This is a genomic window from Mesorhizobium sp. M0601 (assembly GCF_040320845.1).
Taxonomy (GTDB): domain Bacteria; phylum Pseudomonadota; class Alphaproteobacteria; order Rhizobiales; family Rhizobiaceae; genus Mesorhizobium.
In genome coordinates this window covers 54,063-71,267 of the sequence record NZ_JAMYQK010000003.1, presented here as the reverse complement: position 1 = coordinate 71,267, position 17,205 = coordinate 54,063, and the positions used below count along the sequence as shown (strand labels likewise).

12 protein-coding genes are annotated in these 17,205 nt (G+C 63.9%); 3 read left to right on the top strand and 9 right to left on the bottom strand.

The genetic code is table 11. The annotated features are described in order from the left end of the window. Window positions 1-4 precede the first annotated feature (4 nt). The 5 genes from NKI41_RS04415 to NKI41_RS04395 all read right to left on the bottom strand — a co-directional run bounded on the left by NKI41_RS04415 (window position 5) and on the right by NKI41_RS04395 (window position 7,677). Entirely contained in the window at window positions 5-2,479 is a 2,475-nt protein-coding gene (locus NKI41_RS04415; protein ID WP_352681635.1) for a GcvT family protein, read from the bottom strand. After that, complete coding sequence (locus tag NKI41_RS04410; protein WP_352539644.1) at window positions 2,476-3,657, bottom strand: pyridoxal phosphate-dependent aminotransferase; 1,182 nt, start codon at window positions 3,655-3,657, stop codon at window positions 2,476-2,478. The genes NKI41_RS04415 and NKI41_RS04410 overlap by 4 nt, the downstream gene beginning before the upstream one ends. Then, window positions 3,657-4,556, bottom strand: coding sequence for a homocysteine S-methyltransferase family protein (locus NKI41_RS04405; protein WP_352681633.1), 900 nt, complete (start codon window positions 4,554-4,556; stop codon window positions 3,657-3,659). Before NKI41_RS04405 ends, NKI41_RS04410 begins: the two co-directional genes overlap by 1 nt. Then, entirely contained in the window at window positions 4,553-7,006 is a 2,454-nt protein-coding gene (locus NKI41_RS04400) for a GcvT family protein (protein ID WP_352681631.1), read from the bottom strand. Before NKI41_RS04400 ends, NKI41_RS04405 begins: the two co-directional genes overlap by 4 nt. A gap of 77 nt (window positions 7,007-7,083) precedes the next feature. Then, on the bottom strand, window positions 7,084-7,677 hold the full coding sequence (locus NKI41_RS04395) for a helix-turn-helix domain-containing protein (protein ID WP_352470272.1): 594 nt from the start codon (window positions 7,675-7,677) through the stop codon (window positions 7,084-7,086). A gap of 266 nt (window positions 7,678-7,943) precedes the next feature. On the opposite strand from NKI41_RS04395, the gene NKI41_RS04390 reads away from it, so the two are divergent. Next, window positions 7,944-8,642, top strand: a complete 699-nt coding sequence (locus NKI41_RS04390) for a nitroreductase (RefSeq protein ID WP_352452121.1) — start codon at window positions 7,944-7,946, stop codon at window positions 8,640-8,642. 19 nt (window positions 8,643-8,661) lie between these two features. Here NKI41_RS04390 and NKI41_RS04385 read toward each other — a convergent pair whose 3' ends face one another. The 4 genes from NKI41_RS04385 to NKI41_RS04370 all read right to left on the bottom strand — a co-directional run bounded on the left by NKI41_RS04385 (window position 8,662) and on the right by NKI41_RS04370 (window position 13,861). Further along, window positions 8,662-9,249, bottom strand: coding sequence for a sarcosine oxidase subunit gamma (locus tag NKI41_RS04385; RefSeq protein WP_352470273.1), 588 nt, complete (start codon window positions 9,247-9,249; stop codon window positions 8,662-8,664). Then, window positions 9,242-12,238: a sarcosine oxidase subunit alpha gene (locus tag NKI41_RS04380; protein WP_352681629.1), complete on the bottom strand. Its 2,997-nt coding sequence runs from the start codon at window positions 12,236-12,238 to the stop codon at window positions 9,242-9,244. The genes NKI41_RS04385 and NKI41_RS04380 overlap by 8 nt, the downstream gene beginning before the upstream one ends. After that, complete coding sequence (locus NKI41_RS04375) at window positions 12,235-12,531, bottom strand: sarcosine oxidase subunit delta (protein ID WP_023676536.1); 297 nt, start codon at window positions 12,529-12,531, stop codon at window positions 12,235-12,237. Before NKI41_RS04375 ends, NKI41_RS04380 begins: the two co-directional genes overlap by 4 nt. 70 nt (window positions 12,532-12,601) lie before the next feature. Continuing rightward, window positions 12,602-13,861 (bottom strand): sarcosine oxidase subunit beta, encoded by a 1,260-nt coding sequence (locus tag NKI41_RS04370; RefSeq protein ID WP_352470276.1) that lies wholly within the window; start codon window positions 13,859-13,861, stop codon window positions 12,602-12,604. A 253-nt stretch (window positions 13,862-14,114) separates the two neighbouring features. Here NKI41_RS04370 and NKI41_RS04365 point away from each other — a divergent pair, with 253 nt between their 5' ends. Further along, window positions 14,115-16,604: a mechanosensitive ion channel family protein gene (locus NKI41_RS04365; RefSeq protein WP_352681627.1), complete on the top strand. Its 2,490-nt coding sequence runs from the start codon at window positions 14,115-14,117 to the stop codon at window positions 16,602-16,604. A 156-nt stretch (window positions 16,605-16,760) separates the two neighbouring features. Further along, window positions 16,761-17,024 carry a hypothetical protein gene (locus NKI41_RS04360; RefSeq protein ID WP_352452117.1) on the top strand — a complete coding sequence of 88 codons (264 nt, stop codon included), beginning with the start codon at window positions 16,761-16,763 and terminating at the stop codon, window positions 17,022-17,024. Window positions 17,025-17,205: the final 181 nt, after the last annotated feature.

The window sequence follows — 17,205 nt, the reverse complement described above, 5'->3', positions numbered from 1 at the left end:
TGCGCTACATCCGCACCCGTTCCGCCTTCGGATCGTACATCGGCTTGAGCGAGGCCTCGGCGGCAAAGCGCTCGCCGGCGATCTCGATCTCGTAGGACGACGACAGGACATCCGCCTCGCTCTCGCCCTTGCAAGGCACGTAGCCAAGCCCGATTGCGCCGCCGAGATGATGACCGTAATTGCCCGAGGTGATCGGACCCACGATCTTGCCGTCGCGCAGGATCGCCTCATTGTGGAAGAGCAGCGGCTCGGTGTCGTTCAGGCGGAACTGCACCAGCCGGCGTGACAGGCCGGTTTCTTTCTTCTTCAGCACCGCATCGCGGCCGAGGAAGTCTCTCTTGGCAGTCTTCACCGCGAAACCCAGCCCGGCCTCCAGCACATTGTCCTCGTCGGTGATGTCGTGGCCGAAATGCCTGAACGCCTTTTCGATTCGGCAGGAATCCAGTGTGTGCAGGCCGCATAGCTTCAGGCCGACGTCGGCGCCGGCTTCTTCTATCGCCTCGAAGACGTGGGCGGCCTGGTCGGTCGAGACATAAAGCTCCCAGCCGAGCTCGCCGACATAGGTGACGCGGTGGGCGCGGGCCAGGCCCATGCCGATTTCGATCTCCTGAAACGTGCCGAACGGATTGTTCCCGTTGGAGAAATCGTTGGGGCTGACCTTTTGGATCAGCTTCCTCGAATCCGGGCCCATCAGGCAAAGCACGGCTTCGGCAGCGGTCACATCGGTGATGACGACGAACTCGTCGGCAAGGTGTTTTCGCAGCCAGGCCAGGTCGCGCTGCAGCGTGGCGCCGGGCACGACGAGCAAGAAGGCTGTTTCGGATAGCCGCGAGACGGTGAGGTCGCTCTCTATGCCGCCGCGCTGGTTGAGCATCTGGGTGTAGACGATCTTGCCCGGCGCCACGTCGATGTCGTTGGCGCAGAGCCTTTGCAGGAAAGCGCAGGCGTCGCGGCCCTCGACGCGGATCTTGCCGAACGAGGTCATGTCGAACAGGCCGACGCCGTTTCGGACCGCCAGATGCTCCTCGCGCTGGTTGTCGAACCAGTTCTGCCGTTTCCAGGAATAGCGGTATTCGCGCTCCTGGCCCTCCCGCGCAAACCAGTTGGCGCGCTCCCAGCCGGCGACCTCGCCGAACACCGCGCCGCGCGCCTTCAGATGTTCGTGCAGCGGCGAACGGCGGACGTTTCGCGAGGTTGCCATCTGCCGGTACGGAAAATGATCGGCATAGAGCAGGCCGAGCGTTTCGGAGACGCGCTCCTTGAGATAGCGGCGGTTCTTCTGGAACGGCTGGGCGCGGCGGATGTCGACCTCCCAGAGGTCGAAGGGCGCCTCGCCGTCATTGATCCATTGCGCCAGCGCCATGCCGGCGCCACCGGAGGAGACGATGCCGATCGAATTGTAGCCGGTCGCCATCCAGTAGCCGGAAAGCTCCGGCGCCTCGCCGAGATAATAGCGATCGTCGGGGGTAAAACTCTCGGGGCCGTTGAAGAAGGTGTGGATGCCGGCGGTGGCCAGCATCGGCATGCGGTTGACGCCCATTTCCAGGATCGGCTCGAAATGGTCCATGTCCTGCGGCAACTGGTCGAAGCAGAAATCCTCGCTTATGCCATTCATGCCCCAAGGCTTGGCCACCGGCTCGAAAGCGCCGAGCATCATCTTGCCGGCATCTTCCTTGTAGTAGGCGCACTCGTCCGGCACGCGCAGCACCGGCAAGCGGGAAAGCCCGGGGATCGGTTCCGTGACGAGATAGAAATGTTCGCAGGCGTGCAACGGGATGGTGACGCCGTTCCGGGCGCCAAGTTCGCGTGCCCACATGCCGGCGCAGTTGACGACGATATCGGCCTCGATCAGGCCTTGCTCGTCGCCCTGCACCCAGGAAACGCCGGTGACGCGGCCGGCCCTGGTATGCACCTTGGTCACCTTGACGTTCTCGACGATCGTCGCACCGCGCTGGCGCGCGCCCTTGGCCAACGCCATGGCGATATTGGCCGGATCGCACTGGCCGTCGAGCGGCAGGTGCACGGCGCCGACCACATCTGACACATTGAGATGCGGGTACATCTGCTTGACTTCACTAGGCGAAATCTCGCGCACATCGACATCGAAGGCGCGGGCGAGAGACGCCTGCCGATAGATCTCGTGCTTGCGCTCCTCGGTAAGCGCCACCGTGATCGAGCCGACCTGGCGCATGCCGGTGCCGACATCGGTCTCGGCCTCCAGCTTGACGTAGAGGTCGGCCGAGTATTTCGCCAGCCGCGTCATGTTCTGCGAGCCGCGCAGCTGGCCGATCAGGCCGGCGGCGTGCCATGTCGTGCCCGACGTCAGCTGCTTGCGCTCGAGCAGCACGATATCGGTCCAGCCGAGCTTGGCCAGATGATAGGCGACCGAGCAGCCGGAGACGCCGCCGCCGATGATGACCGCCCGCGCTTTGGGAGGAATGGCCTTGGTCGGAATGGTTTTGGTGGGCGGGGAGTTCATGCGGCCTCGCGACCATAGCTGGAGGCGAAGCGGCGCAGGCGCGTGGCAGCCTCCATCAGCACCGGCTCAGGCTGGCAGAGGCTGAAGCGGATGTGGCCGGCTGCAGCCTCGCCGAAGCTCGAGCCGGGCATGACGCCGACCTTTTCCTGGTCGAGGAAGGCCCAGGCGAATTTTTCGTCGTCCGGCTCGATCGCCGATATGTCGAGCATGACGTACATGCCGCCTTCGGAGCCGCGCACGGTGATGTTGTTCATACCGCGCATGGCATCGAGGACGACGGTGCGCCTCGCGGCGTAGCGCTCGGCGATCTCCTTGACGCCGTAGCCATTTTCGAGCGCCTCGGCGCAGGCGAGGCTGATGAAGGCCGGCAGGCCGTAGGTCATCACCAGATTGAGGTCGGTCAGCAGCGAGACCATCGGTTCCGGCCCGGTCAGCCAGCCCATGCGCCAGCCGGTCATGCCGTGGCTCTTGGACATCGAATTGATGACCAGCGTGCGTTCGGCCATGCCGGGCAGCGAGCGTGGTGAGACGTGCTCGCCGCCGCCCAGCGTCCAGTAGACCTCGTCCGACAGCAGCCAGAGGTCATGTTCGCGGCAGATCTGCGCCAGCTCTTCCAGGCGCTCGCGCGAATAGACGGCGCCCGTGGGATTGTTCGGCGTGTTGATCAGGATGGCGCGGGTGTTCGGCCGGAGGGCGGCGCGGATGTCGGCGGCGCGCGGCTGAAAGCCATCCTCGGCGGGGGTCTCGACGACGCTGAACTCGGCGCCCGCCGCACTGAAGGTGTTGGGATAGGTGGCGTAATAGGGCGCGACGACGATGGCATGGTCGCCTTGGTCGAGAACCGCTTGAATGGCCGCGTAAAGCGCGGCCTGCCCGCCCGGCGTGGCGATGACCTGGTCGGGATTTGTCGCAACCCCGGTGCAACGCGTCGAGGCCGCCGCCATCGCCTTGCGCAGGCGCGGAACGCCGGCAAGCGGGGTGTAGTGGTGATTGCTGGCGCGAACCGCCGTCACGCAGGCTTCGATCGTCTCGCTCGGCGTGTCGAAATCATGGTCGCCGACCGACAGCATGATGATGTCCTCGCCGGCCTGCTTGCGCGCCCAGGCAGCGGAATGAACCTCCCAGCCATCCTTGCCCGAAGGCACGATGCCGGAAATGCGCGATGATGGCCTGGGCATTATGCTGCTCCCGAAATTTCATAACCGGCCTGTTCGAGCCGGTCGCGCAGCGCGGCGATGTGGGCCGGTCCGACTTCGCAGCAGCCGCCGACAATGCCGGCGCCGGCCTCGACCCAATCGACCGCCTGGCCGGCATAGGCATCCGGATCGAGGTCGTGGCGGGCGTGCAGCACTTCCACCGTACCGCCATGCTTGAGCGCCTCAATCGAGGTGAAGCCGTTGGCATAAGCGCCGACCGGACTGCCGAGAGCGATCAGTTCGGGCAGCGCTGCAGCGATCGCTTCGGGCCGGCAGCAATTGATCAGCCGGGCCGCGACGGGCAGGCCGGCAAGAGCGCCCGACGCCGCCGCAATGGCTTCGCCGCTGCGCAGGCGCGGCGTGCCGTGGTCGGCAAGCGTCCACGACACCCATACGGGCTTGCCGCTTTCCGACGCCGCGGTGACGGCGGCGCGCGCCTCTTCGGCCGACGCCATGGTTTCGCACAGAAACAGATCGACGCCGTCCGCCTGCTCGGCAACGATACGGCGATAGATGTCGAGCGTATCCTGGAAGGATATCGTCAGCGCCGGCGCATAGCTGCCGAACAGCGGCGACAGGCAGCCGGCAATCGCCGCGTCGCCGGCCTGGTCGCGGGCTTGCCTTGCCAGTTCGATGCCGCGCTTCTGCAGCGGCTTGAACAGCTCTTCCGCGCCTTCGCGTGCCAGCCGCTCCGGCGTGGCTGAATAGGTGTTGATGGTGATGACGCGGGCGCCGGCGCGGATGAATTCCGCATGCAGGTCGCGCACCAGATCCGGTTCGTCGATCAGCACCCTGGCCGACCACAGCGGCGTCGGCTCGGAACTGCTGCGGCGGACCAGCTCCTGGCCCATGCCGCCATCGGTAAGGATAACAGTCTTCATGCTCTGAGCCTCTCGTTCTTTGGATCCCATAACGGCTCATCCTTCTGCACGACCGCCCGAAAACGTTCGCCGAAGATCTCGACCTCGACAGCGGTTCCCGGCTCGGTGAGGTCGCCGCGCAGCACGCCGAGCGCGATCGACTTGTCGATGCGATGACCCCAGCCGCCGGACGTCGTCTCGCCGACGATCCCGCCGTCATGCCAAAGCGTCGACATGGTGGGCGCGTCGCAATCGCCGGGGTTTTCGACGACCAGCGTGACGAAGCGCTTCTTGATGCCCTGCTGCTTCTCGTTCTGCAGCGCCGCCTTGCCGCGGAAGTCGGGCTTATCCCATCTGACGAATCGCTCCAGCCCGCCCTGCAGGATCGAGTAGTCGGTCGACAGGTCGCCCTTCCAGGTACGGTAGCCTTTTTCGAGCCGTAGCGAATCCAGCGCGTACATGCCGAACGGTTTCAAGCCGTGCTTCTGGCCGGCCGCCCAGACGGCGTCGAAGATGGCTGCGGTATCGTCGACCTTGCTGTGGATTTCCCAGCCGAGCTCGCCGGCGAAGGACACGCGCACCAGCTTTGCCCAACGTCCGGCGATACTGGTTTCCTGATGCGTCAGCCAGGGCAGGGTGAGGTCGGCTGCGCAGAGTTCGGCGAGGATTTTTCGCGAGTTGGGGCCGGCGAGGATCTGGGTGGAGTATTCCTCTGTCCGGTCGACCAGCTTGAATGTGGCGTCCTTCGGGATGCGCGATTTCAGCCATTCGAAATCATGCCACTGAGCCACAGCGGCGGTGATCAGTGTCATCAGGTTCTCGTCGTGGCGGACCACCGACATTTCGGTGACGATGCGGCCCTTGTCGTCGGCAAAATAGACGAGGCCGATGCGGCCGGGTTTCGGCACCAGGCCTGTCACCTGGAGGCTCAGCCATTCGGCGGCACCCGGACCGTCGAGATTGAAACGGGAAAACCCCGGCAGGTCCAGAATGCCGGCGGCATCGCGGACGGCGAGGCATTCCTCGCGCACACGATGCTGCCACGGCCCGTCGCGGCGGAAAGTCAGCGTGGATTCTTCGGAGATGTCGTCGCCTGGCTTCGCATACCAGGTGGCGCGTTCCCAGCCATTATAGGCGTCGAACCGGGCGCCGAGTGCCTTGATGCGGTCGTGGAGCGGCGACAGCTTGCGGTCGCGCCCGGCCGGCCAGGCATGGCGCGGGAACTGGATGGCATATTCGTTGCCGTAGATCTCCATGCCCTTGGCCACGCAATAATCCGGGGCCGAGGCAAAGGCGGTGAAACGGCGCGGATCGCACGACCACATGTCCCATTCGGTCTGGCCCTCGGTCACCCATTCGGCCAGCACCTTGCCGGCGCCGCCGCCCTGGGCGATGCCGAAGGTAAAGACGCAGGCCTCGAAGGCGTTGGGCACGCCGGGCATCGGGCCGATCAGCGGGTTGCCGTCCGGCGCATAGGGGATCGGCCCGTTGATGACCTTGGAAAGGCCGGCGGTGCCGAGGATCGGCACGCGGGCGACAGCATCGGCCAGGTAATGTTCCAGCCGGTCGAGATCGTCGGGAAACAGCTGGAACGAAAAGTCGTCGGGCATCGGGTCGTTGTGGCCGACCCAGTGGGCGCGGCAATTGCGCTCATAGGGGCCGAGGTTCATGCCGTTCTTTTCCTGGCGCAGATAATAGGACGTATCGACGTCGCGCAGCAGCGGCAGCTTCTTGCCCTGTTCCTTCGACCACGCCGCCAGTTCGGGGATTTCCTCGAACAGGATATATTGATGGCTCATCACCATCATTGGCACCTCGCGGCCGAACATCCTGCCGACCTCGGCGGCGCGGTAGCCGGCGGCGTTGACGACGATCTCGCAGCGGATCTCGCCTTGCGTTGTCTCGACCACCCACTCGTCGTTGTCGCGGCGCACGCCGGTGACCGGACAGAAGCGGATGATCTTCGCGCCCATGTCACGCGCGCCCTTGGCCAGTGCCTGGGTCAATTGCGCTGGATCGATATCGCCATCATTCGGATCGTAGAGCGCGCCTTTCAGCTCATGCGTCTCGATGAAGGGGTAACGGCGCTTGATCTCGTCGAGCCCGACCACGTCGATATCCATGCCCTGGTAACGGCCCATGCCCTTGGCGCGCTGGAATTCCTGCATGCGCTCCGCGCTATGGGCTAGCCTGAGCGAGCCGGTGACGTGGTAGTTCATGGGATAGCCGACCTCGTCGGCCAGCCGGCGATAGAGCTCGGTCGAATAACGCTGCATGTTCATCAGCGACCATGACGAGGAGAAAGTCGGCACGTTGCCGGCGGCATGCCAGGTCGAGCCGGAGGTCAGCTCGTTCTTCTCCAGAAGCACGCAGTCGGTCCAGCCCGCCTTGGCGAGATGGTAGAGCGAGGAGGCGCCGACAGCACCACCTCCGATGATCACAACGCGTGCCGTGGTCGGCAAACCGGCCATGTTCTTCTCCGACTATTTGTTTTGATGCATGTCGTTGTCCCAAAACCGCCACGCACTTTTGGGCGACATGCATTCGTTCAATAGACAGGCGGCGAAACCACCCAGATGACGACAGCCGGCTCGGCTCCAGGATTGCGCCAGCGGAACGGCTTGCCGTCGAAGCGGAAGGAATCGCCTTCGCCAAGCCGGTGCCAGACGCCGGCAATTTCGATATCGAAACTGCCGGAAGCGACGTAGCCGGCTTCCTCGGTCGGCCGGCGCGCCTCGGTGCTCAGCTCGGCACCCGGGGCGAAGACCGAACGCAGCATCTCGAAGCTACCGCCGAGATCGGGCGACAGAAGCTCCTCCACCAGGCCAGAATCGCTTGTGCCAAGCGTGCGCCGGTTGCCGGCGCGCACGACCACGCCGCGCTCGGTCTCGACAGGTACGTCATGGCTGAAGAACAGGCTGACCGGCACGCCGAACAATTCGGCGAAGGCCCTGAGATCGCCGAGCGACGGGACCGACAGACCGCGCTCGACCTGGCTGACCCAGCCGACGGAACGGCCGAGCTTCAGTGCGATTTCAGCAAGCGTTAGGCCGCGCGCCTTGCGCAACGCGCGGATGTCGCCGGCCAGCAGCCGTTCGCCGCTGTCCTGTTCCGATCTGGCGGCGGTTGAGGGCAAAGCCATCCCTGTCTCGGTGAAAAATTCCCAGCAAATTTCATTTGATGGCGGGTTCATGAAAAAATCAAGAGGATTTTCACGCACTCACAAGATTTACTTGCGCCATTTTGACGGTTCGGGCAAAGGCTCGGCGCACGAGCGGCGAGTGGGGCGTCCGGTCGAGGCGGGTAGGCTATCGGGCGTTCAAAAGCGCAAGGATGCTCCATCACTTCTAGTCGGCGCATGATCCTTCCGGAAAATCGGGTTCGGGATCATACGCAAAAGGACGGCCCATGCTGGAAAACAACTCCCGGATTGCGGCGGCGATCGTCGATGACGCGATCACCTCGCGGCGGTCGGTACGCGCCTTCTTGCCCGATATGGTCGACGACGAGACCATCCGCGATATTCTCGCCGTTGCCGCGCGCGCGCCCTCAGGCACCAACATGCAGCCCTGGAAAGTCTATGTGACCAAGGGCGAGGTCAAGCAGCGCATCACCGATGCCATCCTCAGCTCGGGCATCCGCGCCGAAAAGGCCGAGTGGGACGAGTACCGCTACTATCCCGACCAGTTCTTCGAACCCTATCTGACGCGACGGCGCGCCAACGGCTTCGGCCTCTACGGCGTGCTCGGCATCGGCCGGCGCGAGGTCGACAGGATGCGTGCGCAGCACGACCGCAACTTCGTCTTCTTCGACGCGCCGGTCGGCATGATCTTCACCGTCGACCGGCGGCTGAACAAGGGGTCGTGGATCGACTACGGCATGTTCCTGCAAAACATCATGGTCGCCGCGCGGGGCAGGGGCCTGCACACTTGTCCGCAAGCCGCCTTCGCGCCCTATCACCGGCAGATCAGGCCGGTGCTCAACATTCCCGACGAGGAGATCGTCGTCTGCGGCATGGCGCTCGGCCATGAGGATACGTCCAAGCCCGAAAATGCCTTCCGCACCGACCGCGCGCCGCTGGAAGAGTGGGTGACGTTCGCGGAGTGACGTGAAGCGCCGTCCGGCTCTACTGCACTTCGTAGCCGACTTCCTCGCTCGCATGGCAGAGCGCTTGCCAGAACGAGCGGGCAAACGAGCGGAACACATAGATGTCGAACTGATCGGCGCCGGTGCGCTGGATCTGCGCGAAGATGTCGTGATGCATGGTCGAGCGGCCGGCGCCGATCGGGAAGGCCGGCAGCGCGAAGTCGATGGCGAAGAATTTCGCCAGCACCCACTCGGCCTTCGGCCCGGCGATACGGATCGCGGTGCGGCCGTGCGAAAGGTCGGTCACCGTACCGATGGCCGAAGTGACGACACTGGCAAAGGCCGGCCCCAATCCCTCGGCTTCATCGACCACAGTGAACTTTCCCGGCGCAAAGCCGAACACCGACCTGGCGCCGTTCGTCACACCGCCACCGGCGCCGTCGGGCAAAGCCAGGCCGGTGACCGCATGGATGCCGGCCATCAACGTCTTCTCCTCGCCGGGCCAGGCGGCGAGCTGCAGGATCGAACCCGGCCTGGTTTCGGAGAGGATGATTTCGACACCATGCTCGAAATTGCCATGCGAGCCCGGATGCAGCACCGGCTCAAGCGGTGATTGGCGTTCAACCATGCATGCGGCTCCCGTCCGGATCGAAGAAATGGTTGGAGACGATCTCGACCGGCCCGAACCGGTTGCGCAGCGGGTCGGAGACATAAGCGCGCGTGCCGCGCCGCGCCTTGCCGCCCTTGACCAGGGCAAGCGCGATATATTTACCGAGCGCCGGCGAATAGCAGCAAGCGGTGATGTGGCCAAGCGAGCCGTGCGGATTGGCTTCGTCAAGCTCCTCGACGATGTGTGCGCCGCCATTGAGCGGCTGGTTGTCGAGCGAAACAATACCGACGAGTTCCAGGCGGTCGGGTGCGATCAGCCCCTCGCGATCCATCATCGCCGAGCCGATGAACGACTTCTTCTTCGACAGCATCCAGTCGAGATGCAGGTCGCGTGCCGTGGTACGGCCGTCGATCTCGGCACCGGTGACGTGGCCTTTCTCGATGCGCATGGTGCCCAGCGCCTCCAGCCCGTAGGTCACCAGCCCGAACGGCTTGCCGGCTTCGATCAGCGCCTCCCAGACATGGGTGCCGTAGCCGGCGCCGGAATAGACCTCGAAGGCCATTTCGCCGGAGAAGGACAGCCGGCAGATCATCACCAGCACGCCGGCGATTTCGCCGTGAACGATGCCCATGAAGGGCAGGGCGGCATTGTCGACGGCGGTGCCGCTGACGCAAGCAGCCAGTAGCTGCCTTGCCTTCGGCCCACCGATGGCGGCACCGGCCCATTGGTCGGTGACCGAGGCGACGTGGACTTTCAGCTCCGGCCAGATCACGTCGAGGAAATATTCCAGATGCTGCATCACCTTGCCGGCATTGGCGGTGGTGGTGGTCATCAGGAAATCCTGCTCGCCGAGCCGCCATGTGGTGCCGTCGTCAAAGGCGAGACCGTCCTCGCGCAGCATCAGCCCATAACGCGCCTTGCCGACGGCCAGCGTCGAAAACACGTTGGTGTAGACGCGGTCGAGGAATTCCGCCGCGTCGGGGCCTTGCACCGCGATCTTGCCCAGTGTCGAGACATCGACGATGCCGGCGCTCTCGCGCGTGGCTCTCGCTTCGCGCACATAGGCCTGCTCGATCGTCTCGCCGGGATGGCCGTAGATCATCGGCCGATACCACAGGCCGGCCGAATACATGGTGGCGCCGTTGGCGACGTGCCAGTCATGCATCGGCGTCAGCCGCTCGGGCTTCAGATCGCCGAAGCGTTCGGCGGCTAGCGAGCCGATCGACACCGCCGAAAAGGGCGGGCGAAAGCGCGTCGTGCCGACCTCTGGGATCGGCTTGCCGAGCGCCTCGGCCATGATGGCGAGGCCGGGTATGTTGGAGCTCTTGCCCTGGTCGGTTGCCATGCCGAGCGTGGTGTAGCGCTTCAGATGCTCGACCGAGACGAAGCCTTCGCGATGCGCCAGCCGCACGTCATCCGCCGTCACGTCATGCTGGAAGTCGACGAAACTCTTTCCCTTGGCCTTGATCTCGAGCACCGGCGCCGGATCGGGATCGCCAGGTGCTGCCTCGACGGCAGGCAAGGCCGCCGGCGTGGCGGTTGCGCCCGCTGCGGAAAGGCCGGCGGCGCGGCCTTCGGCGATCGCCTCGGCGGTGGAGAAACTGCCGGTGAAGGCGCCGGCGCCGATCCATTGCCGCGTCGTCGGCTTGGGCGGCAGGAACGCTTGCAATGCTTCGTTCCATTCCGCTCTCGCGCCGGCCTGGCTGGCCAGATGAATGGTCGGCGACCATCCGCCCGACATCAGCAGGCAATCGGCGTGGATGCTGCGCGCTTCGCCGGAAAGCGCGCCGTTGACCATGTCGAAGCGCTGCACCTTGAAGCCGGAAAGCGCCTTGCCGCCCTCGGTGGCGATTACCGCGTGGCCAGAAAGGATCTCGGCCTCCGCTTCGCCGGCCAGCTTGCGCATTTCGCTCGAAAGTTCTGGGCGCACGTCGACGATGGCGACGACGACGGCGCCGGCCTTCTTCAGCGCAAGCGCGGAGCGATAGGCGCTGTCATTGTTGGTGAACAGCGCGACCCTGTCGCCCGGCAGCACGCCATATTCATTGGCAAAACGCTCGGCAGCATGCGCCAGCATCACGCCTGGCCGATCGTTGCCCGGAAAGACCAGCGGACGCTCCAGGGAGCCGGTGGCCAGCACCACCGACTTGGCGCGGATCGTCCAATAGCGATGGCGCGGCTCGCCCTTGCCGGCCTTTTCTTTGTGGTCGGTGACACGTTCGAGCGCGGCAAGCGTGTTGCCGTCATAATAGCCCCAGACAGTAGTGCGCGGCAAAAGGCGGATATTATCACGGCCTTCAAGCTGACCGGCGGCGCGCGCTGCCCAGTCGGCGGCCGGCATGCCATCGATCGTCTCGCGCGACCAATTGGCCGAGCCGCCGAAATGCGGCTCGAGCTCGGCCAGGATGACGCGTGCACCCTGATCGGCAGCCGCCCTGGCGGCCATCAGCCCCGCCGGGCCGGAGCCGACCACCAGCACATCGCAAAACGCGTTCATGCGTTCGTAGCGCGCCGTATCGGGAGCCGTGCCTGCCTTGCCCAGGCCGGCGGCACGGCGGATGAAATGCTCACAGAACATCCAGAAGCGAGTGCCCTTCAGCGGACCGATCACCGGTCCCATGAAGGTTTTGTAGTAGAAGCCGGCCGACAAAAGCTTGCCGCCGAGCTGGTTCACGGCACTGACGTCCCAGGCAAGCGAAGGGAAGCGGTTCTGGCTGACTGCGGCCAGCCCGTCATAAATCTCGACCATTGTGGCGGGGATGTTCGGCTCGCGAACCTCGCCCCTCAACACTGTGACCAGCGCGTTCGGTTCCTCGACGCTGGCGGTCAGCACGCCGCGCGGGCGGTGATATTTGAACGAACGCCCAAACAGGGTGACGCCGTTGGCCAGCAGCGCCGAAGCCAGCGTGTCGCCGGCATGGCCGGTATAAGGCGCGCCGTCGAAGGTGAAACGGATGGTCCGCAGCCGGTCGATGCGGCCCCCGGCCTCTGTACGGCGCGGGCTCATGGCTTGTCCTCGGCCCGGTGCCGCGCAACCGAGTTGTGGTCGCCGCGCGCGAACGCGGTGCTGGAGATCTCGTGCGTCAGCGTGTTGCGCACGACCCTGAGATGGGCGCGGCAGCCGCCGGAATGCTGCCAGATCTCATTGTGGTCGCCGGCCGGGTTAAGCCGGTCGTAGACATAGGCGTTCCAGGCGTCGAGGTTCTGCGAGGCGGGCTGTGGGCGCTGGCGGTTGCCGTCGCCCTGATAGGTGAATTCGATCACGTCGCGGGGGCCGCAATAGGGGCAGGTGATGAGCATGGATCTCTTAAACTTCTCGTTTGACCATGATCTTGTCCGAAAACCGGTTTCCACTTTTCGGGATGATGGCCTAATGCAGCCGGGGCGTGGCGCCCTGGCCCTTGTCGTCGATCACCATGCCACGGTAAAAGCGGTCGAGCGTGAAGGCCGCGTTGAGACCGTGCGGCTCGTCCTTGGCGATGGTCCAGGCAAAGCACCAGCCGGAAGCCGGCGTCGCCTTGAAGCCGCCATAGCACCAGCCGCAGTTGAGATACATGCCCGGCAGCGGACCGGTGGTGATGATTGGCGAGCCGTCCATCGACATGTCGCAGACGCCGCCCCATGAGCGCAGCATGCGGACACGGGCCAGCCCAGGGAACAGCGCCAGCATCTCGCTCATCACCTCATCGACGATCGGCAGGCTGCCGCGTTGGGCGTAGCTGTTGTAGCCGTCGAGATCGCCGCCATAGACAAGCCCGCCCTTGTCAGATTGCGACATATAAAAATGGCCCATGCCGAAGGTCAGGACCGTATCGATGAACGGCTTTAGCGATTCCGTGACGAAGGCCTGCAGCACGTGACTCTCGATCGGCATCGTCTCGATGCCGGCAAGCCGCATGACCCGCCCGGTGCTGCCGGCAACCGCGACCGCTACCTTTTTTGCGCGGATTTCGCCGCGCGTTGTCGTGACGCCGGTGATGCGGTCGCCGTCGCGCAGGAAGCCGGTGACCTCGCAATTTTCGATGATGTCGACGCCGCGGCGATCTGCGCCGCGCGCATAGCCCCAGGCGACGGCGTCGTGGCGGGCGGTGCCGGCGCGCCGCTGCATCAGGCCACCGACGATCGGGAAACGCGCGGTGGCCGAGACGTCGAGCGCCGGCACCAGGCGCGCGATTTCGGCCGTGGTCATCAGTTCGGCGTCAACGCCGAGATGGCGCATGGCGTTTCCGCGCCGGGCATAGTCGTCGAGCTGGGCAGGTGTGTGGGCGAGGTTCAGGCAGCCGCGCTGCGAGAACATGACGTTGTAGTTGAGGTCATGGGCCAGGTTCTCCCACAGCTTCATCGAATGTTCGTAGAAACGCGTGTTGGCCGGCAGGAGATAGTTGGAACGGACCGCCGTGGTGTTGCGGCCGACATTGCCGGAGCCGAGCCAGCCCTTCTCCAGCACCGCGACATTTGTGATGCCGTGCTCCTTGGCGAGATAGTAGGCGGTCGACAGGCCATGGCCGCCGCCGCCGATGACGATCACGTCGTAGGACGCTTTCGGGTCGGGCTTGCGCCAGGCCGGCCTCCAGTCCTTGTTTCCGGTCAGAGCGTTCTTGAGAAGCGAAAAGGCCGAATATTCCGCCATTCTTATTGTCATCCATTTCAGGCTTTACGGCAGAGTATAGAGCAGGCTGCAAACGCAAAGCCAAGATTGCGCCATCGCTTTTCGACTCCCCGACTTCGATTGGATTTGGCCGACTTCGATTGGATTGGCCGACTTCGATTGGCGGGACTTCGAAAAACGAGACGCCTGGGATGACTTGCCCCGTGATATGAGCCTCTTTATCAAGGACGTGCTTCAAAACTGCCGATGCCGCCCGTGAGTCGCCAGAAAAATCATGTTCTTTCGTTTATTCCGCCTGGTCTTGATTCTTGCGCTTGTTGTCTCGGCGCCGCCGTCGCTCGTTGCTATGGCGCAGGCACTCGGGCAGGGCGCCGCCGGGTTGATCGCAGACCAGCAGAAGGTCATCCAGAGTCTGACGGCCAAAACCGACGGTCTCGAGAAGAAGATACAGCAGGACGGCCAAGACGATGCCACCCTCGTGGAAATCCGTCTGCAATTGGAGGATCTGTCGCGGGCGGCGCTCACCAGCGCGCTAGCGTTCCGATCGCGTCTCGGCGATATCAACGATCGGATTGAGATGCTGGGACCTCCGCCGGCCGCGGGCCAGCCGGCCGAGCCAGACATCGTAACCGGTGAACGCCAGGCCTTGGCTTCCGAAAAAGCCGAGATCAACGCCGTTATTGCCAGCGCGCAGAACCTGTCGATCCGCATCAGTGGGCTGATCGAGAAGATCGGCAACATGCGCAGCGAGCTGTTCCGCAATGTGCTTACCAAACGCTACGTGCTGTCCGATGCGCTTAGCCCCGAAGTCTTTTCCGACGCCAACGCTGAGTTTTCCGGCTTCTATAAGGCGGTCTCGTCCTGGCTGAGTTTCGCCTTCAAGTTCAAGTTCCAGGCCATTCTTGCCGCGACTTTGATGGCGCTCGCATTCGCTGCAGTGCTTTTTATCGGCGGCCGACGCCTGTTCGGCCGCGTCTTCGAAGCGGATCCCTCCGTCGAGGACCCCTCTTATCTCAGCCGCCTGTCGGTGGCGTTCTGGTCGACGTTGCTGCCGACGCTGGCGGTCGGCGCCTTCCTTGTCTCGACGATCTTCTTCTTCGATTATTACAACGTTTTACGCGGTGATATCGGCATCTTCCTGAATTCGCTGGTTGCCGTTATCGCGGTGGTGTTCTGCGTCAACCGCCTGACCAACGCAGCGCTCGAGCCCCGACTGCCGAACTGGCGTTTGATCCCGGTCGAAACCGGCCCGGCGCGCTGGCTGGTGCGGCTGACGACCGCCATGGCTGTCGTCATCGGCAGCAACAACTTCCTGTCTGTCGTCAACGACAAGATGGGCTCGCCACTGTCGCTGACCATCGCCAGAAGCTTCATCGCCACCATCATCGTCGGCATCATCCTGATCCTTATGGGCCTTCTGAAGCCGTTCAAGGCCCCCGACGGAAGCTGGCGCCCGTGGCCGGCGTGGCTGCGCTACACCGCCGTCGCGCTAGGCCTATTCACAATCGCATCGGCACTGCTTGGCTATATCGGCCTTGCAATTTTCGTCTCGCTGCAGGTCGTGGTCACCGGCACCATCCTGGTCACCGCCTATATCGGCTTCCTGTCGGCGCGAGCGATCGGCGAGGAAGGTGGTTTCGCCAAAACTTCGATCGGGCGCTGGCTAGCGGCCAATTCAAGCTACGAAGAGACCGCCCTCGACCAGCTCGGGCTTGTCGTCAGCGCCGCCATCAACATCATGATTGTGCTGGTGTTCCTGCCGCTGATCCTGTTGATGTGGGGCTTCCAGCCCGGCGACATCCAGGCCTGGGCCTACAAGCTGGCGACCGGCCTCACCATCGGCTCGGTGACGATCTCGGTCACCGGCATTCTCACCGGCGTCGTCGTCTTCATCATTGGCTATTTCCTGACGCGCTGGTTCCAGGGGTGGCTCGACGGCTCGGTGATGGCGCGCGGCCGGGTCGACACCGGCGTGCGCAATTCGATCAGGCTGGCGGTCGGTTATGCCGGTGTCGCGGTCGCGGCACTGGTCGGCATCTCGGCGGCCGGTATCGACCTCTCCAATCTCGCGCTGGTCGCCGGCGCCCTGTCCCTCGGCATCGGTTTCGGCTTGCAGAATGTCGTCTCGAATTTCGTGTCGGGCCTGATCCTGTTGGCCGAGCGGCCGTTCAAGGTCGGCGACTGGATCGTCGCCGGCGACATCAGCGGCACGGTCAAGAAGATCAGCGTGCGCGCCACCGAGATCGAGACGTTCCAACGGCAATCGGTGATCCTGCCCAATTCAAACCTGATCAACAATGCGGTCGGCAACTGGACGCACCGCAACAAGCTCGGCCGCGTCGACATCAAGGTCGGCGTTGCCTATGGCAGCGACGTCAAGCACGTGCATGGCGTTCTGTTGGAGATCGCACGCAGCCATCCGCTGGTGCTGAAGAACCCGGAACCCTTTGTGCTGTTTTCCAATTTCGGCCCGGCCGCGCTCGAATTCGAGATCCGCGTATTCCTGGCAGACGTTCTTAGTGGCAATATCGTCCAGAACGACATCCGCTTTGCCATCTTCGATGTGTTCGCCGACCAGCATATCGAAATTCCGTCGACACCGCGCGCTGTCGTCGAGATCAAAAAGCACGAGGCGTGGCCGATCGACGACGACAAGATCGAAGTCGAATTCGCCGAGCGGGAACAAGCAAAAGCCCTAGCGGCGGTCGAGGCGAAACGTCTCGCCAAGTCGGGACGCAAGGTACGGAAGCCCGATCCTGACTAGCTGATTGGAGCTTGCCTTCAAGCCTTCGGAAACCAATTGCGGCATGAATGCGGCATTCAGTTGCCGTTCAGCTTGCATTGCATATAAGCTCACCTGCAAACGGCGAGAATGCCTTGCGAAATGCAACAGAGGCGGTGGCAACACCGATACTGCAAAATGTGGAAGTCTCTCGTCGCCGCCGTCGCTTTTCTGGCCGTGGGCGGCTCGGCCCATGCCGCCAGCGCGGTTAACAAGGACGCCGAGACCCGCACGCTGATCGTGACGGAAGGCGGCGGCAAGACCGAGCTGGCGCTGGCCGCTGGCGAAACCGTGGAATTTTGCCCGAGCGGCTGTTTTGTTACCTTGCCGAATGGCGACCTCGAGGCGCTGACCGGTTCGGAGACGATCGAGATCTCGGGCGGCGTCGCGCGCATCAAGTAAAGTCGACGCCATGATTTTTGAAGGCCGGGCAAACACCCGGCCTTTTATTTGCTTCCGGTAATCGGCGATGAAGGTATGCATTTTTCTTCGAAGCTGCGCAGGACGGGCTCTAGCAGCGTCTTCGTACCGAGCAGGGCGAAGGCGTAGGTCTAACTGCATTCGACGGGCTGGTGGCGCGGGC